Origin of the sequence: Achromobacter ruhlandii (assembly GCF_902859695.1) — a bacterium.
In the GTDB taxonomy this organism is placed as follows: Bacteria; Pseudomonadota; Gammaproteobacteria; order Burkholderiales; family Burkholderiaceae_B; genus Achromobacter; species Achromobacter ruhlandii.
Genome location: NZ_CADIJL010000060.1, coordinates 1 through 19071 on the forward strand (window position 1 = coordinate 1; position 19071 = coordinate 19071).

Sequence of the window (19071 nt, forward strand, 5' to 3'; positions counted from 1 at the left end):
GCCACGCGCGGCGGCCGTGGCGCGGCCAAGACGGCGCGCGCGGGCAACGCCTCGCCTGCGCCGGCGCAGGACATGGCCGGCGAGGCGCCGCCAGCCCCAACGCAGGTTGCGGTGGTCGCGCCAGAACCCGCCGCCACCTCGGCGGACAGCGAACCGGCCAAGCCGGCCCGCAAGACCGCGCGCAAGACGGCGGCCAAGACCGCGCCGCGCGCGCGCCGTCCGCGCAAGGCCGCCGACGCCGAATGAGCGCGGCCGCGACCGCGCGGCGCAAGCCTCAGGCGATCAACGGACCCCGGCCGTCATAGCGGCCGGGCGTCACGCCGTATTCCCGCTTGAACGCGGCGATGAAGGCGCTGATGTTGTCGTAGCCCGTCTCCAGCGCGGCGGTGGTGACGCCGTGGCCGGCCGCCAGCATCTGTTGGGCCCGCATCAGCCGGGCGCGCTGGCGCCAGGCGCCCAGCGTCAGGCCGGTTTCGGCCAGGAAGCGCCGCGCCAGCGTGCGCGGCGCCATGCCGATTGCAACGGCCCATGCCGCCAGCGGCCGGGTGTCGGCGGGCGCATCGGACCAGGCCAGCGCCAGCCGCCGCAGCCGGGCATCGCGCGGCAGCGTCAAGCCGTCGCCGGCGCGCGGCAGGGTGCGGATCTCGTCGCGCACCAGTTCGACGATGCGCAGGCGGGCCGCGTCCCAGGCGTCGCCGCGCCAACTGGCGGCCCGTTCCACCGCCGCCAGCAGCAGCGCCGACGCCTGCAAGGCGCAGGGCGCATCCGGCAGGCCGGCGCACGCCGCCGCGCTCAGGTAGACGCTGTAGCCGGCATAGGGGCCATGCGAGCGCAACCCGTGCGGGCAATCGGGCGGAATCCACACGGCGTGGGCGGCCGGCGCGACCCATTGGCGGTCGCCGGCCAGCACCGTCAGCAGGCCCTCGTAAGCGCCAAACAACTGCCCGCGCGCGTGCCGGTGCGGCGCCGTGTGGCGCACGGCCTTGTCCCGCCGGCGCACCGCCAGCAGGCGCGGCCCGCCGCGCGCGGCGGCCAGGGCGGGAGCGATCAGGGGCGAGGCGGGATCGGCGAGACGCGTCATGCGAGGGATCGACGGGCGAGCGGATTGGCAAAAATACGGTATGGATTGACCAAAATACCGCAGATTTACCGGCCATGGGCGACTACGCTGGTTCCCGTGCTCACCCATTGGAGAAAACCATGAAAGCCCAGGATGTATTGCCGGACGACCGCGATAGCGCGGATTTCCAGGGCGTGACCGTGCGCAAAGGCACGGTCGGCGCATTCCTGGCCAACGCGCGCCTCTGGTGCGACGCGGGCGCCACGCCGCGCGCCCGCGAACTGGCCGGCGCCGATCTGCGCGAGGCGCTGCCAGCCTTGCGCGCGCTGGGATTGTTCGAGGTGCTGGAGGTGCGCGATGCGGCGCTGCGGCAATGGCTGGAGGCGGCCTATTGAAACTCAACGCCTCGCGCGGCGATGGGGGCGGCCGCGCGAGGCGGCGCACGCCTGATCCGCCCAGCGCGGCGGGCGCGGCAGGGCGGCGGCCTGTTCTATCATGAGACCTTTGCCGGGCGCATGGCCGCATGCGTCCATCTCCCGGAATGTCGATGCAATACGTTCTCGTCAGCGCCTGTCTGCTCGGCCATCCCGTCCGCTACGACGGCCGCTCGGTGCCGGGCGATCACGCCGTGCTGGCCGGCTGGCTCGAAGCTGGCAGGGTGGTGTCGGTCTGTCCCGAGGTGGCCGGCGGCCTGCCGATCCCGCGCCCGCCGGCCGAGATCGAGCCGGGCGCCGATGCCGTCGCGGTACTGGCCGGCCGCGCCCGCGTGATGACCGTGTCGGGCGAGGACGCCACCCGGCCGTTCGTCGAAGGCGCGCGGCAGGCGCTGGAGGTGGCGCGGCGACGCGGCATCCGCATCGCGGTGCTCAAGGAGGGCAGCCCCTCCTGTGGCAGCGGCTATGTCTACGACGGCAGCTTTTCCGGCCGGCGTCTGCCCGGTGTCGGCGTCACCGCGCGTCTGTTGGCCGAGGCGGGCGTGCGCGTCTTCAGCGAACACCAATGGGCCGAAGCGGCCGCCTGCCTGGCTCGCCTGGAGGCCGGCGATGGGGTTTAACGTGGGCGACTGGCTGGTGCTGGTGGCCGTGGCGGCCGGGGTGATGACGGCCTGGCGGCTGGTGGCCGGGGTCGGACGCGGACGCCTGCTGGCGCGGATCGGCGCGGTGGTGTCGCTGCTGTGCGCGGCCTTCTTCGGCTGGCTCTGGTACGCGCAATACCTGAAATGGGATTTCAACGAACTGGGCCGTTATTACGATCCGGTCGAGCAGGTCGTCTACACCGATAGCGGTTTCGTCTGGGTCCTGCCGGCGGCGCTGGCGTTGGCCGCCGGGTTGTTCTTCGCCTGGCACGGCTGGGGACGCCGGCGCGCCTGACGCGCCGTGCGGCGGGGGTGGCCCGGCAGCGGCCGCGCCAATGCAACGAGCGCCCCTGGGGGGGCGCTCGTGGTGGCGGGCGGCAGGCCCCGGTTGGCGTTTGAGCCGGCGCCTCAGTTGGCCCGGTAGCCGCGGCTGTTCATGCAGGAATCCATGGCGCGGTTGTAGCTGTCCACCATGACCTGCGTGGTCCATTGCGAGATGGTGGCCGGATCGTAGCCGCTCTGGTTCATGGCCCAGCGCTGGCAATCGGTCGAGGCGCTGGCCTGCGCCCGGTTGACCGGCGGCGCCGGCTCGTACTGCACCGGCGCGTATTGCGTCGGCGCCTGATAGACCGGGGGAGCGCTGTAAACCGGGGGCGCTTCATACACGGGCGCCGCGTACACCGGCGGGCTGTAGTACGACACGCCGGGCGCGTAGACGCCCGTCTGCACATACGAGGGGCCGGAATTGGCCGCCAGGATCAGCCCCGTGGCCGCCAATGCCAGCGCGCCGCCCACCCACCAGCCACTGCCGCCGCCACCGCCGTGATGATGGTGATAGCCGCCTCCGTGGTATCCACCCCGATACCCGCCCGCCAGCGCGGGGGAACTTGCCAAGGCCAGTGCCAGCGCGACGCCGACCATACGACCTGTGAACCGCTTCATGATCTTGCTCCTGAGCCGCCGGGCGCCCGCGTGCCGCGGACACTGGCGATACCGTAATGTAACGCCGCCGCGACGCAATAGTTGTGTCAAGAGTTATGAAGATTTCAAGTGATTTCAGGGGCTTGGCGGCAGATTCGCCGGCGCGCCGGCGGCGTCCGGCGCCTGGGCCCCGCGCGCGGCCGGCGGCTCGCGCATGAAAGGCGAGCCGCGCGGATTGTCGCAAGGGGTCGACGGTCCGGCCCGCAGGCGGATGACCGGCTGCGGCTCGAACGCGTCGGCGTTGCGGTCCTGCGTGGCATAGGTGGCATAGCCGGCCTTTTCGACGCACCAGTTCCAGAAGAACACTTCCGCGCCATGGATGGCCAGGACCTCGACGCGCCACTCGCGGCGCGCCTCGAAGCGGGCCCGGCCGCCGGCATCGGTGCGCGCCTCGTTGCGGAAGCGGTCATAGCCGTACGGATAGGCTCCGGCGATCAACACCACCCGGGCGTCGGCCACCGGCTGCCCGGCCTCGTCCTGCACGGTGATGGCCGACTGTGGCTGCAGCGTCTTGTAAGTGGGGTAAGGTACGCAACCGGACAGGGCCAGGGTGAACGCGGCGGCGCAGCCAAAGTGGAACGGACGCGACAATCGGATCATCAGGGTTTCTATGTATGCACGAATGTATGGCAAAAAGGCCGGAAGGATAGTATTTTCACGCGATGACGACGGCACCACCCCCATCTGTACCGCAGGATAAGCGTTTGACGAAAGGTGAGCGCACCCGGCTGCAACTTCTGGAAGTCGCGGCGGCGGAATTCGCCGAGCGCGGATTCCAGCACACCCGGATCAGCGACATTGTCGCCCGCGCGGGCGTGACGCAACCTGTGTTCTATCAGTATTTCGCCGGCAAGCAGGCGGCCTACGACGAACTCGTAGGCATGTTCGCCCAGCGCTTGCGCCAGGAAGTCTGCCAGGCGCGCCTCTATGAAGACCAGCAGAACCTGCCGGTCGAGGAGCGCGTGCGCCGCGGCGTGACCAACTGGCTGGGCATCCTGCAGGAGGATCGCAACCTGACCCGCATCGGCTTTTTCCAGGTCGACGCGGCCGAGGCGCTCAAGGACGAACTGGTCGAGATGATTTCCGAGAACATCCGCATCGATCAGCGCGCCGGCGTGTTCCGCAAGGACATTCCGCCGGACTGGCTGTCGCATGCCTTCATGGGCGTGATCGAGCGTTTCACGCGGCGCGAGCCCAACGCCGAAGAGCGCGAGGCGCTGGCCGACTTCATCACCACGATGTTCCTGCAAGGGGTGCTGCAGCGCTGACGGCGCTGCGTTGGCCGGCGGCGGCGCCGGCCGCCGGGCAGGGCCTCGGGATCACGGCGGCTATTCCACCCGCGCGCCCGAAGCCGCCACGAGCTTGCCGGCCGCCTCCCAATCCGCCTTCAGCAACGCCCGGAACTGCGCCGGTGACTTGGCCTCGGCCTCCACGCCCAGCGCCGCCAGGCGCGCCTGCACCTTGGGATCGGCCAGCACGCTGTTGACCGCGGCGTTGAGCCTGTCGCGCTCGGCCGGCGCGATCCCGGCGGGCGCCAGCAGGCCCAGCCAGGAATCGAAGGCATAGCCGGGCAGTCCGCTTTCGGCCACCGTGGGCAGGTCGGGCGCGAAGCGTGAGCGCTGCTTGCCGGTGTAGGCCAGGAACGTCACGCGCGGATCGTTGCGGTAGCCCGTGACGCCGATAGTGGCGGCGGTGACGGCCTGCACCCGGCCGGCCAGCAGCTCGGTCACGGCGTCGCCGGTGGACTTCATGGGGATGTGCTGCATCTGCGCGCCGGCCGCGGTCAGGAACGCGGCCATGCCCAGGTGCGAGGCGCTGCCGTTGCCGGCCGAGGCGTAATCGTAGGCGCCGGGTTTGGCCTTGATCGCCTGGATGAATTCGGCCGTGTTGGCCACCTTCAGGCTGGAAGAGGCCAGGATGATGTAGCCGGTGTTGCCCACATAGGCCACGCCGGTGAAGTCCTTGTAAGGGTCGTAGCCCAGGTTCTTGTACAGGTAGCCGGCAATGTGGTGGCTGGCGGCCGCCAGCACCAGCGTGTTGCCATCGGGCGTGGCGCGCGCCACCTGGGCGGTGCCGACCGTGCCGCCGGCGCCCGCGCGATTCTCCACCACGATCGAGGCGTTCAGCGCCCGACCCAGCTCATCGCTGATGGCGCGGGCGATGGTGTCCTGCACCGCCCCGGTGCCGTAGGGCACGACGACGCGGATGACGCGTTGCTCGGCATGGGCGGCGCCGCCACAGGCGGCGGCAATGGCCAGGAGCAGGGCGGAGAAGCGGCGGAAGGGGGCGCGTGCGGCCCGATGGGGGATCGACATGGATTCAGCGGTGGATTCAATGATGCGGGGCGTTGGACTCTACCGGCGTCGCGCCGCCGCGCCAACGATTGATTCCCGCCTTGCTTATTGCCCCGGGCGATATCGCGTCGCGCGCGCCTGGATATACTCGCAGGCGCCACTGGCCAACGACAACACAAGGGAAACAATGAACGCGCTCATGCAGCAGGCGATCCAGTTCGCCAACGACCACGAAACCGCCTGGGACCGCAGCGTCGGCGGCGTTTTCGGCGTGCACCAGAACGATCCGCCGCCCTGGAACCGCCTGCTGGGCCCGCTGCACGACCGCGGTCCGGTGTCGGGCGTGGTGCTGCGCGAGGGCCGCGAGATCGCCGCGTGGGGCGAACCCGACCGCGCCGACCTGACCTTCAGCGTGGCCAAGCTGTACCTGGCGATCCTGGCCGGGTTGGCGCACGACCGCGGCCTGCTGCCCGATGTCGATGAACCGGTCGCCAAGCGCGTGCCCGGCATCGGCTTCGACCAGGGCCGCAATGCGCGGATCACCTGGCGCCACCTGCTGCAGCAGACCAGCGAATGGGAGGGCGAACGCTTCGGCGTCTCCGACCAGGCCGACCGCTATCGCGCCGTCACCTTCGGCGTGCCGCCGGACGGCAAGAAGGGCGAGGCCCGTCCCTTGCAGGCGCCGGGCACGTACTGGGAATACAACGACGTGCGCATCAACCAGTTGTCGTACGCGCTGCTGCACCTGTTCCGCAGGCCCTTGCCCGAGGTGTTCCGCGAGGCCGTCACGCGGCCGCTGGGCGCCAGCGAGAACTGGCAATGGGTCGGCTACGACAACGCCTGGGTCGAGATCGACGGCCAGCGCATGCCGTCGGTGCCGGGCGGCTCGCACTGGGGCGGCGGCATGTCGATCAGCGCCCGCGACCAGGCGCTGATCGGCCAGATGCTGCTGAACCAGGGCCGCGCGGCCGACGGCCGCCAGGTGCTGTCGCCCGAATGGATTGCGCAGATGCGCCAACCGTGCGCGATCGCGCCGTACTATGGCTACCTGATCTGGCTGAACCACGAGGGCCGCGTGTTTCCGAGCGTGCCGGCGTCCAGTTTCTTCGGCGTGGGCGCGGGCAGTTCGTTCACCTGGGTCGAGCCCGAGCGCAAGCTGGTGGTGATCGTGCGCTGGCTCGATTCGGCGCATGCCGATGCGCTGTTCGGCAAGATCCTGGCGGCGGTGGACGCCCAGCCGGCCTGACACGCCACGGGCGTGCCGCGCGTGGAGTCCCTGCCCGGGGCAGGGATTTTCAGCGGCGCGCCGGCCCGCTTCTGGCAACATGCCCCTTTGCCCGCCGCGCCCCGGGCGCGCCGCATCGCTTCGCTTTCTGTTTCGCTTCCCCCGCGCACCCCGCGCGCCGACCAAGGATTTCGCCATGAACTACCGCCGTCTCGGATCAAGCAATCTTCGCGTATCGCCCCTGTGCCTGGGCACCATGATGTTCGGCGAGCAGACGCCCGATGACGAGGCCGCGCGCATCGTCGCATCCGCGCGCGACCACGGCCTGAATTTCATCGACACCGCCGACGTCTACAACGACGGCCGGTCCGAGCAAGTGGTGGGCAAGCTGCTGCAAGGGCAGCGCCAAGACTGGGTGCTGGCCAGCAAGATCGGCAACGTGGTGGGCAAGGGCCCGAACCAGTCGCACTATTCGCGCCAGTGGCTGATCCGCGGCGTGGAGCAGAGCCTGGCGCGGCTGGGCACGGATTTCCTGGACATCCTGTACCTGCACCGCGACTACCACGAGGAAAACCTGGAAGAAGCGCTGTGGGCGCTGGGCGACCTGATCCGCGCCGGCAAGCTGCGCAGCTTCGGGCTGTCGAACTTCCGCGGCTGGCGCATCGCCGAAACCCTGCGCCTGTGCGAAAAACTGGGCGTGCCGCAGCCGGTGGTGTGCCAGCCGTACTACAACATGCTCAATCGCGGCCCCGAGGTCGAGATCCTGCCGGCCTGCCAGCACTACGGCCTGGGCGTGGTGCCGTACAGCCCGATCGCGCGCGGCGTGCTCACCGGCAAGTACCTGCCGGGCCAGGCGCCGGCCGCCGACACCCGCGCCGGGCGCGGCGACCGCCGTATCCTGGCCACCGAGTTCCGGGAAGAGTCGCTGCGGATCGCGCAGCGGCTGGTCGAGCACAGCGCCGCCCGCGGCGTGCAGCCGGGGCATTTCGCCACCGCCTGGGTGCTGGCCAATCCGATCGTCACCGGCGTCATCGCCGGCCCGCGCACGCTGGCGCAGATGGACGATTACTACGCCGCGCTGGACGTCACCATCACGCCCGAGGACGAGGCGCTGGTGGACAGCTGGGTCACGCCGGGCCACGCCTCGACCCACGGCTACAACGATCCCAACTATCCGTTCCACGGCCGTCCGGTCACGGTGGCCTGACGGCGGGCACGGGCGGCGCCGCTGCCGGCCGCCGCCCGACGCGCCGGGCCTAGGCCTTGCGCAGCTTCGCGCCGGCGGGCGGCGCCGCGCCATCGCGCGCCGCGCTGCGCCCGCCGCGTCCGATCAGCCATGCGCACAGCGCCGAGACCACGCCCGAGAACAGCACGTACAGGCAGATCAGCCACGGCTGGCCATTGCCGGTCTTGAGCAGCGCGGTGGCGATGATGGGCGTGATGCCCGAGGCGAAGATGCCCGAGAACTGGTAGACGAACGAGATGCCGGTGTAGCGCACCTTGGCGTCGAACAGCTCGCAGAACAGCGCGGCCTCGGGCCCGTAGACGGCGGCGTAGAAGATGCCGAACGGAATGATGATGGCCAGCCACACCAGCATCACGCTGCCCTGGCTGTTGAGCATCAGCCAGAAGCCGGGGAAGGCCGCCACCGCCGTGATCAGCGACCCCCAGAAATACACCCGCGTGCGCCCGATGCGGTCGGACAGCCGGCCGAAGTAGGGGATGGTGAAGCACATCACCAGCGCCGCCGCCATCACCCCGGTCAGCGCTTCCGTGCGCGTGATCTGCAATGTCTGGGTCAGGTACGAGATCGAGAACACGCCGAAGACGTTGAAGAACACGCCGTCGATGTAACGCGCGCCCATGCCCTTGGCGACGTTGCCGGGATAGCGGCGGATCATGTCCATGAACGGGATGCGGCTTTCGGCGTTGTCGCGCTTGACCGCCGCGAACTCGGGCGTTTCCTTGATGTTCAGGCGGATGTACATGCCGACCCCGACCATCGCGGCCGACGCCAGGAACGCCAGGCGCCAGCCCCAGGCCATGAACTGCGCGTCGGTCAGCAGCGTCGACAGCAGCGCCACCGTGCCGGACGCCAGGCACAGGCCGATCGCCAGGCCGATCTGCGGCAGCGAGGCGTAATAGCCCTTTTTCCCCGGCGGGGCGTATTCGTAGGCCATCAGCACCGCGCCGCCCCATTCGCCGCCCAGGCCGATGCCCTGGAACACGCGCAACAGCAGCAGCAGGATCGGCGCCCAGATGCCGATGCTGTCATAGGTGGGCACCAGGCCGATCAGGAAGGTCGACACGCCCATGATCATCAGCGTCATCACCAGCATGCTCTTTCGGCCGATGCGGTCGCCGAAATGGCCGAACACCAGCCCGCCCAGCGGCCGCGTGATGAAGCCCACCGCGAAGGTGGTGTAGGCCAGCATGGTCGAGACCAGCGGGTCGCCAGTGGGGAAGTACAGCTTATTGAACACGATGCCGGCGACCACGCCGTACAGGAAGAAGTCGTACCACTCGATGGTGGCGCCGATCAGCGACGCGGCGACGACTTTTCTCACCGCGGTTTCGTTCTGCTTGGCCATGCCTGTCTCCTTTGGGGGAAGCGGGCGGCGCTCTGCGGGGCCGCTCCGCGGATTGCGGTCAGTTCATGTCATGCCGCCTGTTGCAATGCCGGCTGCGCCTGGACGCGCGGCCGCGCCGCGTGCAGGTCCTGCAGGATGAAGTCGGCCGCGCGCTCGGCCAGCATCACCACCGGCACGTTGGTGTTGCCCGAGACCAGCGTCGGCATGATGGAGCAGTCCACCACCCGCAGTCCGCTCACGCCGTGCACCCGCAGGCGCTCGTCGACCACGGCCATGGGGTCTTCGCGCGGCCCCATTTTCGCGGTGCCTGAGGGGTGGAAGATGGTCGCGCCGTACTCGCGGCAGAAGTGCAGGATCTCGTCGTCGCTCCGCACCTCGGGCCCGGGCCGGAATTCGCGCTTCATCAGGCCGGCCAGCGGTTCGGTGGTGGCCAGCCGGCGCGCGTACTTGACCGCCGCCACCGTCATGCGGCGGTCCAGCTCGGTGGACAGGTAATTGGGCTGCATGGCGGGCGCCTCGAACGGATCGGCGCTGCGCAACCGCACCGTGCCGCGCGAGGACGGCCGCAACTGGCACACCGAATAGGTGCAGCCCGAGAACGGATGCACCTTGCCGCCGGCCATGTCGGCCGACAGCGTGGCGAAATGGAACTGGGTGTCGGGCGTGGCGCTGGCCGGATCGACGCGGCAGAACAGGCCGCCCTGGTTGATGCCCACCGCCAGCGGCCCGCCGCGGAACAGCAGCCATTGCAGCCCCATCGCGGCGCGGCCGTGCAGGGTGCGCAGCTGGTCGTTGGTGGTGATGGGGCGGCGCGTCTCGTAGATGAGGCGGATCTGCAGGTGGTCCTGCAGGTTCTCGCCCACGCCGGGCAGGTCGCGCACCACGCCGATGCCGAAGCGCCGCAGCAACGCGGCCGGCCCCACGCCCGACAGTTGCAGCAGTTGCGGCGATTGCAGCGCGCCGGCGCACAGGATCACCTCGCGGCGGGCGCGCAGGGTGCGCACCTGGCCGTCCTGGCGGTAGCGCACGCCGCAGGCGCGGCTGCCCTCGAACAGGATCGCCATGGCGTGCGCGCCGGTCTCCACCCGCAGGTTGGCGCGGCCGCGCGCCGGGCGCAGGTAGGCCACGGCGGTGGAGCAGCGGCGGCCGTTGCGGGTGGTCAGCTGGTAGTAGCCCACGCCTTCCTGGTCGCCGGTATTGAAGTCGCGCACGTGCGGCAGGCCGAGCGCGCCGGCGGCGCCGATCAGGCCTTCGACCAGCGGATGCGGCGTCTTGATGGAGGTGGCGTTCAGCGGCCCCTCGGTGCCGCGCGTGGCGCCGGCGCCAAGGTCGTTGTTTTCCAGCTTGCGGAAGTAGGGCAGGCAGTCGTCCCAGCGCCAGCCCGGGTTGCCGGCGGCGGCCCAGGCATCGTAGTCCTGGCGCTGGCCGCGGATGTAGATCAGGCCGTTGATGGCGCTGGAACCGCCCAGCGTGCGGCCGCGCGGCCAGTAGATGCGGCGGTCCAGCATGTTGGGGTCGGGTTCGGTGTAGTAGCCCCAGTTCAGCACCTTGTGAAACATGGTCTTGCCGTAACCGATGGGGATGTGGATCCAGGGCGAGCGGTCCGGCGGCCCCGCCTCCAGCAGGCACACGCTGTGCTGGCCGCTGGCGCTCAAGCGGTTCGCCAGCACGCAGCCGGCGGAACCGGCCCCCACCACGATGTAGTCCACGGCATCGGACATGTCTGTTTCCTCCTTGGCCTGGCCGTGCCGTGACGCGGGGAGTCCCTCGTCCGGACGGCGCGTTTACCCTGCTTGCCGCGCCGCCGCGCACTTATATACTGGCCTGATGCGAGGGGGGCGCGGCGACGCGCAAAGGTTCCGTATCTGTGGCGATTCTAGGAAGCCGCCACGGGAAAGAAAGCGCGGCAAGCGCGGGAACGGGGAAATGGCACAGAACATGGATCTTCGGTTTCAAAATCGCAGTGCAGCATCGGCACGGACGCCCGACGCCGACGAGCCGCAGGATGCCTCGCGTTCGCTGCGCGCGCTGGTGGTGCTGGACTACCTGGCGCGCGCCCAGCATCCGCCCACGCTGGCGCAACTGGCGCAGCGCCTGGACATGCCCAAGTCCACCCTGATGCGCTTGCTGGCGGCCATGCAGCGCGCCGGTTTTGTCGCCGCCACGCCCACCGAAAACGGTTTCGTGCCGGGGCCGCAGGCCACCGCGCTGGCGCTGTCGACGCTGCACGCCTCGGCCTTCACGCGCGCCTGCCGCGCGGTCCTGGCGCAACTGGTCGGCAAGCTGGGCGAGACCTGCAATCTCACCGCGCCCGACGGCGACCAGGTGATCTACATGGAGCGGGTCGAGACCACCGAACCGCTGCGCCTGTTCTTCGCGGTCGGCAGCCACGTGCCGATGCACTGCACCGCCAGCGGCAAGCTGTTCCTGGCGTCGATGAGCCGGCTGGAGCGCGGCCGGGTGCTGGCGCGCCTGCCGCTCACGCGCAACACGCCGCGCACGCTGACCGACCCGGCGCGGCTCGAAGACGAACTGGAACGCCTGGCCACGCGCGGCATCGGCATCGACAACGAGGAGTTCGTGCGCGGCATGAGCGCGGTGGCGGTGCCGGTGCGCGACGCGCAGGACCGCGTGGTGGCGGCGGTGGCGTGCCATGCGCCCACCGCGCGGTTGATGCTCGACGACTTGCTGCGCGCGGTGCCGGTGCTGCAGGGCGCGGCGCAGTCGATGCGCGCGGTGCTGGCCGAGCACCGGCCGGGCGGTTGAGGGCGGCGGCAGGGCGCCCGATGGCTGGCGCGGGTGGCGCCTTTCAGGATTGAGCGCCCGAGGCCCGGTAACGCAAGTCCTTATCCCGGCAGCGCGGCCGCCCGCCGCCAAGCCAGCGCCAGCACGGCCGCCGCGCCCGCCGTCAACGTCGCCAGCATCGCGACCGGACCGGCCACATCGAGCAGGATCCCGGCCGCCAGCGGCGCGGCGATGCGCGTCAGTGCGAACAGGCTGGACTGGATGCCGTAGTCCAGCGCCTGCAGGCCCGGCCGCGCGTGCGACATCATCAGGCCGAACGCCAAGGCGGCGGTGGCGCCCATGGCCGCCGCCACCATCATGGCGCAGGCCGCCAGCACGGCCGGGGCCGCGTTCAGGCCGATTGCCAGCGTCAACGCCAGCAACGCGGCGACTCCGGCGCCGGCGTGCAGCCGCACCGCGCGGCCCGCGCCCAGGCGCTTGAGCAGCCGCGCGCCCGCGATGCTGGCCACGGCGCCGATCGCGCCGCCCGCGACGCCGACCAGCCAGGCCACGCGTTGCGGCGCCAGCCCCTGGTCCAGCAGCAGCGGCTTCAGATAGAACCAGCCGGCGCCGATGAAGGGGAACAGCAGGGCCAGCAGCGGCAGCCAGCGGCGGCTGGCGGGCAGGCGCAGGTAAGCGATGGCGTGGCGCGTGGTCGAGGTGGTGTCGGCGGCTTGCGGGGGCGCGCAGGGTTGCCCCTTTGTGTCATCCAGCGTCGCCGCGTCGTTCGTGTCGAGGTGTTCGTCGCGCGAGGCAATCGCGCCGTCGTCGGCTCGCCCGGCATCCATGCTCTCCCGCAGCAGCAAGGTCAGCGCCGCGCCCAGCGCCAGCGCGCCCGCCATGATCAGGAACGGCGCCTGCCAGCCCCAGCGCGCCTGCGCCAGCAGCATCAGGCCGCCGCCGGCGATGGCGCCCAGGCACAGCGCCATCGAGCGGATGCCGCCCGCCGAGGCGCGGCCGGCGGCCGGCAGCACGCGGATCGCCAACGCGTTGACGGGCACGTCGGCCCAGGTGCCGGCGAGCGCGGCGGCGGCCGCCAGCGCGAACAGCGTGACGCCGTCATTCAGCAGGTCGCGCCAGCCCAGCGCCAGCAGCACGGCGGCGTAGGCCAGCAGCAGCGCCACCGTCCAGCGCCGATAACCGCACTGGCCCGCGCCGCGCCGGTCCAGCGGCATCGCCAGCAGGAACTTGAACACGGTCGGCAGGCTGGCCAGTTGGAACAGGCCCAGGGCGGTGCCGGACCAGCCGTGCTGGCGCAGCACCAGCGGCAGGCCCAGCCACAGATAGACGCCCGGCGCGGTCAGCGCCAGGTTGAGCCAGCCGAACAGGGCCTGGGCCAGGCCGTGGCGCATGCGCGGCGTCATGGCGCGGCCCGGCGCGCCGACAGCACATGCAGCGGCGCCAGCGGAAAGCGGTCGGCGTCGAAGCCGCGCACCTCGGCGAAGCCGGCGGCGCGCAGCGCGTCGGCCAGTTCCCCCTGGCGCGTGACGCGCCGGCCCAGCAGCAGCATCGGCAGGTAATAGCGCAGCACGCGCGCGGCGGCGTCGGCGTCGTCCGGGACCTCGGCATGCGCCATCACCAGCAGCCCGCCCGGCGCAAGGGCGTCGTGCATCTTGCGGATCGTGGCGGCGGCGTCGGGCACGAAATGCAGCACCGACGAGCACCAGATCAGGTCGTAGCCGGCGCCGATATCGGCCGTGGCCAGGTCGCCGCCCACCGCCACCATGCGCGCCGCCAGCCCGGCGGCGGCGATGTTCTCGCGCGCCACGGCGGCGGTCTCGGGCCAGTCGAACACCACGCCGCTGGCCTGCGGGCGGTCCTGCACCAGCGCGATGCCGATGAGGCCCGGACCGCCGCCCAGGTCGAGGATGCGGCGCGCCGCGTCGGCGCCGGGCACGCAGGCGACCGCCTCGCGCGCCGCCGCCACGGCCAGGGCGCGTTGCTCCTGGCCGATCTGCACGCGCGCCGCGTTGGCCCATGCGCCGGCCTCGGACGGGGCGGCGGGTGTTGCGGCGGGATCCTGGCGCAACCGTTGCATCAACTGCTCGCCGGACTGCGCCAGCGCGCGGCGCCGGTAGCGCCAGGCGTCGCCGCAGTAGTGGGGCCGTCCCGCCACGAAGTGGTCGCGCGCGGTGACCCCGCAGCGGTAGAGCGGCGGCTCGCCGGCGATGCGGTGCAGCAGACGCAGGCTCCACAGCAGGTCCAGCAGGTGCTCGGCGGCGGCGGGGCGCAGCGCCAGCGCCTGCGCGACGTGCGCGGCGCTGGCCGGCGCGACCAGGTGCGCGAACAGGTCCAGTTCCAGGGCGGCGTCGAGCGCGGCGGTTTCGACCGGCGCGGCGGCCAGGTCCCAATAGCGTTGCAGGGGCAAGGGGGAAGTCGGCATGGCGGGTTCCTTGTGTTAACGATCAAAGGCGCCAGGTCAGGCGCAGGCCCACTTCGCGCTGCGGGCTGTAGACGGTGACGATGCCGTTCTGGTAGCCCACCGCGTCGTAGCGGCGGTTGGCGAGGTTGTTGACGTAGGCGGCGATTTCCACCTGTCGAACGGTGACGCCGGCGGCCAGGTTGACCAGCGCGTAGCCGTTGCGGCGGTAGCGGTTGGCGGCGTCCAGGTAGACCGGGCCGGTGCCGCTGAGGGAGGCCTGCGCGTACCAGCCGGCGGGGGCGTCGTAGCGCGCGGTCAGGTGGCCGTTCAGGCGCGGCGCGAACGGGTTCTGGTTGCCGCCGTAGTCGTTGGCGCCATCGCGGAAGTGGCTGAAGCGGGTGCGGTTCAAGCCCAATCCGGTCTGCAACGACCAGCCCTGGCCCAGCAGGTATTCGAGCTCGAATTCCGCCCCGATCGAACGCGCCGACGCGGCGTTGGTGACGTACACCAGGCCCGGCAGCGGCATCTGTTGCACCTGCATGTTGTCGACCGTCATCACGTAGAACGCGGCGGCGTAGCGCAGGCGGTTGCCGGGCAGCCAGCCCTTGGCGCCGATCTCGTACGCGCGCAGCGTTTCCGGCTGGTAGGCGGCGTAGTCGGCGGCCGGCGAAAAAACGTTGTAGCCACCCGCGCGAAAGCCATCCGCGACCGAGGCGTAGACCTGCTGGCGCGGCGCGAAGGCGTATTGCAGCGCCAGCTTGGGCGTGACGCGGGTCCAGTCGGCGCGGCGCGCGCTGTCGCCTTGCGGCGTGAAGCGCACGGCGTCGCGCTCGACGCGGGCGCCGGCCTCCAGGGTCCAGCGCTCGGCCAGCGGCACGCTCCAGTGGGTGAAGGCGGCGCCGGACTGGCCGCGCAGCCGCACCACGCTTTCGGTCAGGCCGCGCGGCATTTTCTGGGTGTTGCGCAGGTCATGGTCGTCGCCGTCCGCGTACAGCCCCGCCAGCCAGTGGGCGCGGCCGAGCGCGCCCTCCAGCCGCAGCTCCTGCGACAGATTGCGGAAATGGTGGTCGCGGGCGATGTGCAGCAGGTCGGCGGGCTGGAAATCGGTGTCCTGCTGCACGCGGTCGCGCAGATCGTTCCAGGCCGTCACCGACGTCAGGCGCAGGCCGTCGTCCAGGTCGTGGCGCAGCGACAGCGACGCGCTGCGGCCGATGGACCGGTTCCAGCTCGGCGTGCCGGACGCCACGGTGGCGCGCGAGGCCGTGGGCGAGCCCCACAGCGCGGCGCCGTCGCGGTAGTTGATCTGCGCATAGCGCAAGGTGGCGTCGGTGCGCGCCGACGGCGTCCAGCGCAGCGCCAGCTTGCCGTTGCGCAGTTCGCGGTCGTCCTCGCGCCGGCCCGTGTAGGTGTTGTCGATGAAGCCGTTCTGGCCGCGCCAGGCGCCGGCCACGCTGGCGTAGAGCGTGTCGTCGATGATCGGCCCGCTCAGGTCGAAGCGCAGCATGCGCAGGTCGCGGCTGCCCACGGTGGTCGAGACGCTGCCGCGCAGGCTGTCGCCCGGCTGGCGGGTATGGACGTTGATGACGCCGGCTTCCGCGTTGCGGCCATAGAGCGCCGATTGCGGGCCGCGCAGTACTTCGACGCGGTCGATGTCCAGCAACTGGTCGTCGAAGCCCTGCGCCACCAGCGTGGGCACGCCGTCCACCACCAGCAGGGTCGAGGTCGAGAACGAAAAGAAATTGGCCGACAGGCCGCGCATCACGGCCGCATTGACACCGGCCTGGCCGAACGGCTGGAACGTCAGGCCGGGCGTGATGCGCTGCAGGCCCGCCAGATCGACGACGCCCTGGCTTTCGAGCATGTCGCCGTCGAACACCGACAGGCTGCCGGGCAGCGATTCGAGGGCGCGTTCCTGCTTGTCGGCGGTGACGGTGATGGCGGGCAGTTGCGCGGCGGGCGCGGGGGAAACCGGCGTTGATGCGGTGGAAGACGCGGGAGAATGCGGGGAGACGGGCGCGGCCGGTTGCGCCAGCGCGGCGGGCGTGGCGCAAAGCCACAGCAGAACGCAGGCGGCGCGTGGGTGGGGAAGAGGGCGGTTCATCGGGATTCCTGTGCAGGCAGTCACGGCGGCCGGACGCGCGGCGCCGTCCCGAAGATGGTATTTCCTTATGCGAACACCTATCATTAGCATTCATATGCGAACCGGATGGATTCGTATGCATGCCGGCGTAGCCGCGCCTGAGCCGATTTCAGGCACCCGTCCCGGCGCCATCCCGGTTCCGTCCCGCCACCCGTCACCTCCCGTCGAAACCATGTCCCTGCGCATCTCCACCACGCTCGCCCAACCCGGTCCGGCCGCCCGTCCCGGCTGGTCGCGGCTGGCGCTGCCGGCGGATGTGGGCGAGTGCGTGGCCGACCGTCTGGACCTGGGCGAGGGGCTGGCCCTGGTGCATTCGCAATACACCCCCGTGCGCGACCTGATCGAGGAGAACGCCGCCGAGCACGGCGGGCGCACGCTGGTCGTCACGCTGGCGCTGCGCGGCGCGTCGGCCTATCGCGGCGCGGATGGCGCCGAGCTGGATTTCCGCGGCGGCCAGACCACGGTGACCGCCTTCCGCCGTCACCTGGGCGAGCGCCGCTACCTGGGCGGCTGCACCGTCTCGCAACTGCGCCTGCTGGTGGGCGAGGCGGCGCTGCGCCGCTACGTCGGCGAGGACCAGGCCGAGGCGCTGTTCGGCGCCGGCGGCCTGCGGCGGCTGGCGCAGGGCCGCACCAGCGCCGACCTGGCCGCCGTCGCGGCCGAGCTGGCGCGGGCCAGCGACCCGCTGGACATCCACATCAAGGCATTGACCCTGTTGTCACGCCAGTTGCGCGCGCTGGCGCCGGCGCCAGCGGCGGGCCGGTTCAGCCAGGCCGACATTGCCCGGCTGGAGCGGGCCCATGCGCTGATGCGCGAACAGATGGATCGCGAACTGACGTTGCAATACCTGTGTCTGGCGACCGGGTTGAATGAATTCAAGCTCAAGCAGGGCTTTCGGGCGCTATACGGCAACAGCCCGATGCGGCTGCTGACCGAGATGCGCATGCGCCGCGCCTGGGAGTTGCTGGAGACCGGCTGCCAGGTGGCGCAGGCGGCGTACCGGGTCGGCTACCGCCACCCGGCCAATTTCAGCGCTGCGTTTACCCGCTTCCATGGCCGCGCGCCGAAGTCGGTGTTCGGCAAGCGGCGTTGATGCGGCGCGCAACGATGCCGTTGGCCCCTGGCCGCTCTAATGCGCCGCCCGCATCCGCCGCCGCGACACGCTTTCCCACCCGGCCACCAGCATCATGATCAGCGTCGTCAGCCCGCCGACCATCAGGTTGTCGGTGACGAACGCGATCGGCGCCAGGATGGCCAGCAGCACCAGCCCCGCCACGTGCGACAGCGGGAAGCGGCCATACACCACTGTCTTGTAGATGCCGTTGCCCAGCAGGTACAGCGCCGGGCCGCCGAGCAGCGCGGCGGCGGCCGCCGTGACGATGCGGCCGTCCGGATGCAGGATGACCAGTTCGTTGGCCACCGCCGAGACGATCACGCCGGCGATCAGGATCACGTGCACGTAGTGGAAGTAGGCCCCGACCCGGCCCGGATCGGCGTGGTGCGCGATGGCCTCGCTGCCGTCCTTGCTGCTGGTGTCGAAATACACCCACCACATCGCCGCCGTGCCCAGGAACGCGGCCAGCAGCGCGATCAGGGTGGGGATGTCCCAGTGCGGGTGCTCGCCCAGCGTGGCGCCGGTGATCAGCAGGGTCTCGCCCAGCGCCACGATCACGAACAGCTGGCAGCGCTCGGCCAGGTGGCCGCCCTCGATGGTCCATTCGCGGGTGCTGGAGCGGCCCAGGCCGGGCAGCCAGAAGCCGGCCATGGGCGAAAAATACTCGCAGGCCACCGCCACGATCCACAACGCCAGCCGCGTATCGCCCGAGGCCAATCCGCCGGCGATCCAGAACACCGCCGAGATGCACAGCCAGCCCAGCATGCGGCGGAAATTCGGCGCCAGCGGATGCGACGGCCCCAGGTGCAGCACCACGAACAGCGTGCGGCCCACCTGGATCAGCACGTAGCAGACCGCGAAGATCAGCCCGTTTTCGCCGAAGGCGCCCGGCAGCACCGCCGCCGCCACCAGCCCGGCCAGCATCACCGCGAACAGCATCAGCCGCATCGGCACCGCGTCGGGATCGAACCAGTTGGTGACCCAGCAGGTGTATTGCCAGCCCAGCCACACCGCGAACCACAGCACCAGCGTGTGCACCGCGCCCATCAGGGTCAGGTCGTGCAGCAGGCTGTGCGACAGCTGCGTCACGGCGAAGACATAGACCAGGTCGAAGAACAGCTCGACGAAGGTGACGCGGGCCTCATGGCCGTCGCGGTGGCGCAGCAGATTGGCGCTGGCAAGGAATGTCATGGCGGCGCTTCCTATCCGGTAGGGGGCGTCGCCAGATTACTCCCGGCCTTGCCGGCCAATCGTAAAGAATTCAAAAGACGTGGCGCGTCCGCGACGCCTCAGTGCCCGGCCGGCGCGTCGCCGTGTCCGCCGAGCTCGCGGTTGCGCGAGCGCACCAGCGCGGCGGCCAGCGCCGCCGCCAAGGCCGCGATCACCGCGCCGGCCAGGAAGGTCACGCGATAGCCGCCCGCCAGCGCCGCCACCGGGGCCGCGCC

At 70.9% G+C, this 19071-nt stretch carries 18 protein-coding genes and 1 pseudogene; 9 read left to right on the forward strand and 10 right to left on the reverse strand.

Annotated elements, in window-relative coordinates; translation table 11 throughout:
• Positions 1-246 (forward strand): annotated as a pseudogene (locus HV742_RS31210) (hypothetical protein); the annotation flags it as partial.
• A 28-nt stretch (positions 247-274) separates the two neighbouring features.
• Here HV742_RS31210 and HV742_RS31215 read toward each other — a convergent pair.
• The gene (locus tag HV742_RS31215; protein ID WP_059270931.1) at positions 275-1081 is read right to left on the reverse strand and encodes an AraC family transcriptional regulator; all 807 of its coding nucleotides are present in this window, start codon (positions 1079-1081) and stop codon (positions 275-277) included.
• 119 nt (positions 1082-1200) lie between these two features.
• Here HV742_RS31215 and HV742_RS31220 point away from each other — a divergent pair, with 119 nt between their 5' ends.
• The 3 genes from HV742_RS31220 to HV742_RS31230 all read left to right on the forward strand — a co-directional run bounded on the left by HV742_RS31220 (position 1201) and on the right by HV742_RS31230 (position 2430).
• Positions 1201-1455, forward strand: a complete 255-nt coding sequence (locus tag HV742_RS31220; RefSeq protein WP_054416572.1) for a hypothetical protein — start codon at positions 1201-1203, stop codon at positions 1453-1455.
• A gap of 152 nt (positions 1456-1607) precedes the next feature.
• Positions 1608-2114 (forward strand): 2-thiouracil desulfurase family protein, encoded by a 507-nt coding sequence (locus HV742_RS31225; protein WP_175147223.1) that lies wholly within the window; start codon positions 1608-1610, stop codon positions 2112-2114.
• A complete protein-coding gene (locus HV742_RS31230; protein ID WP_059270927.1) occupies positions 2104-2430 on the forward strand; it encodes a hypothetical protein in 327 nt (108 codons plus the stop codon). Before HV742_RS31225 ends, HV742_RS31230 begins: the two co-directional genes overlap by 11 nt.
• A gap of 113 nt (positions 2431-2543) precedes the next feature.
• Here the strand turns inward: HV742_RS31230 and HV742_RS31235 are convergent, their stop codons facing one another.
• Positions 2544-3077, reverse strand: a complete 534-nt coding sequence (locus HV742_RS31235; RefSeq protein WP_175147224.1) for a hypothetical protein — start codon at positions 3075-3077, stop codon at positions 2544-2546.
• A 114-nt stretch (positions 3078-3191) separates the two neighbouring features.
• Complete coding sequence (locus HV742_RS31240) at positions 3192-3716, reverse strand: carboxypeptidase-like regulatory domain-containing protein (RefSeq protein ID WP_254601320.1); 525 nt, start codon at positions 3714-3716, stop codon at positions 3192-3194.
• Between the two features lie 104 nt (positions 3717-3820).
• Here HV742_RS31240 and HV742_RS31245 point away from each other — a divergent pair, with 104 nt between their 5' ends.
• Positions 3821-4384, forward strand: coding sequence for a TetR/AcrR family transcriptional regulator (locus HV742_RS31245; protein WP_231891541.1), 564 nt, complete (start codon positions 3821-3823; stop codon positions 4382-4384).
• Between the two features lie 60 nt (positions 4385-4444).
• Here the strand turns inward: HV742_RS31245 and HV742_RS31250 are convergent, their stop codons facing one another.
• Entirely contained in the window at positions 4445-5431 is a 987-nt protein-coding gene (locus HV742_RS31250; protein WP_175147225.1) for a tripartite tricarboxylate transporter substrate-binding protein, read from the reverse strand.
• Between the two features lie 166 nt (positions 5432-5597).
• On the opposite strand from HV742_RS31250, the gene HV742_RS31255 reads away from it, so the two are divergent.
• Positions 5598-6656, forward strand: coding sequence for a serine hydrolase domain-containing protein (locus HV742_RS31255; protein ID WP_175147226.1), 1059 nt, complete (start codon positions 5598-5600; stop codon positions 6654-6656).
• Between the two features lie 175 nt (positions 6657-6831).
• Positions 6832-7842, forward strand: a complete 1011-nt coding sequence (locus HV742_RS31260) for an aldo/keto reductase (RefSeq protein ID WP_175147227.1) — start codon at positions 6832-6834, stop codon at positions 7840-7842.
• Between the two features lie 49 nt (positions 7843-7891).
• On the opposite strand, the gene HV742_RS31265 is transcribed toward HV742_RS31260, so the two are convergent.
• Together HV742_RS31265 and HV742_RS31270 are read right to left on the reverse strand one after the other, a co-directional pair.
• Positions 7892-9226 carry an MFS transporter gene (locus tag HV742_RS31265; RefSeq protein ID WP_063580773.1) on the reverse strand — a complete coding sequence of 445 codons (1335 nt, stop codon included), beginning with the start codon at positions 9224-9226 and terminating at the stop codon, positions 7892-7894.
• A 68-nt stretch (positions 9227-9294) separates the two neighbouring features.
• Positions 9295-10947, reverse strand: a complete 1653-nt coding sequence (locus HV742_RS31270; RefSeq protein ID WP_175147228.1) for a GMC family oxidoreductase — start codon at positions 10945-10947, stop codon at positions 9295-9297.
• 205 nt (positions 10948-11152) lie between these two features.
• Here HV742_RS31270 and HV742_RS31275 point away from each other — a divergent pair, with 205 nt between their 5' ends.
• Positions 11153-11992 carry an IclR family transcriptional regulator gene (locus tag HV742_RS31275; RefSeq protein ID WP_100505382.1) on the forward strand — a complete coding sequence of 280 codons (840 nt, stop codon included), beginning with the start codon at positions 11153-11155 and terminating at the stop codon, positions 11990-11992.
• An 80-nt stretch (positions 11993-12072) separates the two neighbouring features.
• Here HV742_RS31275 and HV742_RS31280 read toward each other — a convergent pair whose 3' ends face one another.
• The 3 genes from HV742_RS31280 to HV742_RS31290 are packed head-to-tail and all read right to left on the reverse strand — an operon-like array spanning position 12073 to position 16473.
• Entirely contained in the window at positions 12073-13374 is a 1302-nt protein-coding gene (locus HV742_RS31280; RefSeq protein ID WP_175147229.1) for an MFS transporter, read from the reverse strand.
• Positions 13371-14393 (reverse strand): class I SAM-dependent methyltransferase, encoded by a 1023-nt coding sequence (locus HV742_RS31285; RefSeq protein WP_100509244.1) that lies wholly within the window; start codon positions 14391-14393, stop codon positions 13371-13373. The genes HV742_RS31280 and HV742_RS31285 overlap by 4 nt, the downstream gene beginning before the upstream one ends.
• A 22-nt stretch (positions 14394-14415) precedes the next feature.
• Positions 14416-16473: a TonB-dependent receptor gene (locus tag HV742_RS31290; RefSeq protein ID WP_175147230.1), complete on the reverse strand. Its 2058-nt coding sequence runs from the start codon at positions 16471-16473 to the stop codon at positions 14416-14418.
• Positions 16474-16684: 211 nt separating this feature from the next.
• On the opposite strand from HV742_RS31290, the gene HV742_RS31295 reads away from it, so the two are divergent.
• Positions 16685-17605, forward strand: a complete 921-nt coding sequence (locus tag HV742_RS31295) for a helix-turn-helix transcriptional regulator (protein ID WP_175147231.1) — start codon at positions 16685-16687, stop codon at positions 17603-17605.
• Between the two features lie 36 nt (positions 17606-17641).
• On the opposite strand, the gene HV742_RS31300 is transcribed toward HV742_RS31295, so the two are convergent.
• Positions 17642-18817, reverse strand: coding sequence for a low temperature requirement protein A (locus HV742_RS31300; protein ID WP_175147232.1), 1176 nt, complete (start codon positions 18815-18817; stop codon positions 17642-17644).
• Between the last annotated feature and the right edge of the window lie 254 nt (positions 18818-19071).

What these genes read in the sequence shown, in the direction of transcription:
- HV742_RS31215 (WP_059270931.1), bottom strand. Translation starts at nt 1,081, where the DNA reads ATGACGCGTCTCGCCGATCCCGCCTCGCCCCTGATCGCTCCCGCCCTG.
- HV742_RS31220 (WP_054416572.1), top strand. Translation starts at nt 1,201, where the DNA reads ATGAAAGCCCAGGATGTATTGCCGGACGACCGCGATAGCGCGGATTTC.
- HV742_RS31225 (WP_175147223.1), top strand. Translation starts at nt 1,608, where the DNA reads ATGCAATACGTTCTCGTCAGCGCCTGTCTGCTCGGCCATCCCGTCCGC.
- HV742_RS31230 (WP_059270927.1), top strand. Translation starts at nt 2,104, where the DNA reads ATGGGGTTTAACGTGGGCGACTGGCTGGTGCTGGTGGCCGTGGCGGCC.
- HV742_RS31235 (WP_175147224.1), bottom strand. Translation starts at nt 3,077, where the DNA reads ATGAAGCGGTTCACAGGTCGTATGGTCGGCGTCGCGCTGGCACTGGCC.
- HV742_RS31240 (WP_254601320.1), bottom strand. Translation starts at nt 3,716, where the DNA reads ATGATCCGATTGTCGCGTCCGTTCCACTTTGGCTGCGCCGCCGCGTTC.
- HV742_RS31250 (WP_175147225.1), bottom strand. Translation starts at nt 5,431, where the DNA reads ATGTCGATCCCCCATCGGGCCGCACGCGCCCCCTTCCGCCGCTTCTCC.
- HV742_RS31255 (WP_175147226.1), top strand. Translation starts at nt 5,598, where the DNA reads ATGAACGCGCTCATGCAGCAGGCGATCCAGTTCGCCAACGACCACGAA.
- HV742_RS31260 (WP_175147227.1), top strand. Translation starts at nt 6,832, where the DNA reads ATGAACTACCGCCGTCTCGGATCAAGCAATCTTCGCGTATCGCCCCTG.
- HV742_RS31265 (WP_063580773.1), bottom strand. Translation starts at nt 9,226, where the DNA reads ATGGCCAAGCAGAACGAAACCGCGGTGAGAAAAGTCGTCGCCGCGTCG.
- HV742_RS31270 (WP_175147228.1), bottom strand. Translation starts at nt 10,947, where the DNA reads ATGTCCGATGCCGTGGACTACATCGTGGTGGGGGCCGGTTCCGCCGGC.
- HV742_RS31275 (WP_100505382.1), top strand. Translation starts at nt 11,153, where the DNA reads ATGGCACAGAACATGGATCTTCGGTTTCAAAATCGCAGTGCAGCATCG.
- HV742_RS31280 (WP_175147229.1), bottom strand. Translation starts at nt 13,374, where the DNA reads ATGACGCCGCGCATGCGCCACGGCCTGGCCCAGGCCCTGTTCGGCTGG.
- HV742_RS31285 (WP_100509244.1), bottom strand. Translation starts at nt 14,393, where the DNA reads ATGCCGACTTCCCCCTTGCCCCTGCAACGCTATTGGGACCTGGCCGCC.
- HV742_RS31290 (WP_175147230.1), bottom strand. Translation starts at nt 16,473, where the DNA reads ATGAACCGCCCTCTTCCCCACCCACGCGCCGCCTGCGTTCTGCTGTGG.
- HV742_RS31295 (WP_175147231.1), top strand. Translation starts at nt 16,685, where the DNA reads ATGTCCCTGCGCATCTCCACCACGCTCGCCCAACCCGGTCCGGCCGCC.
- HV742_RS31300 (WP_175147232.1), bottom strand. Translation starts at nt 18,817, where the DNA reads ATGACATTCCTTGCCAGCGCCAATCTGCTGCGCCACCGCGACGGCCAT.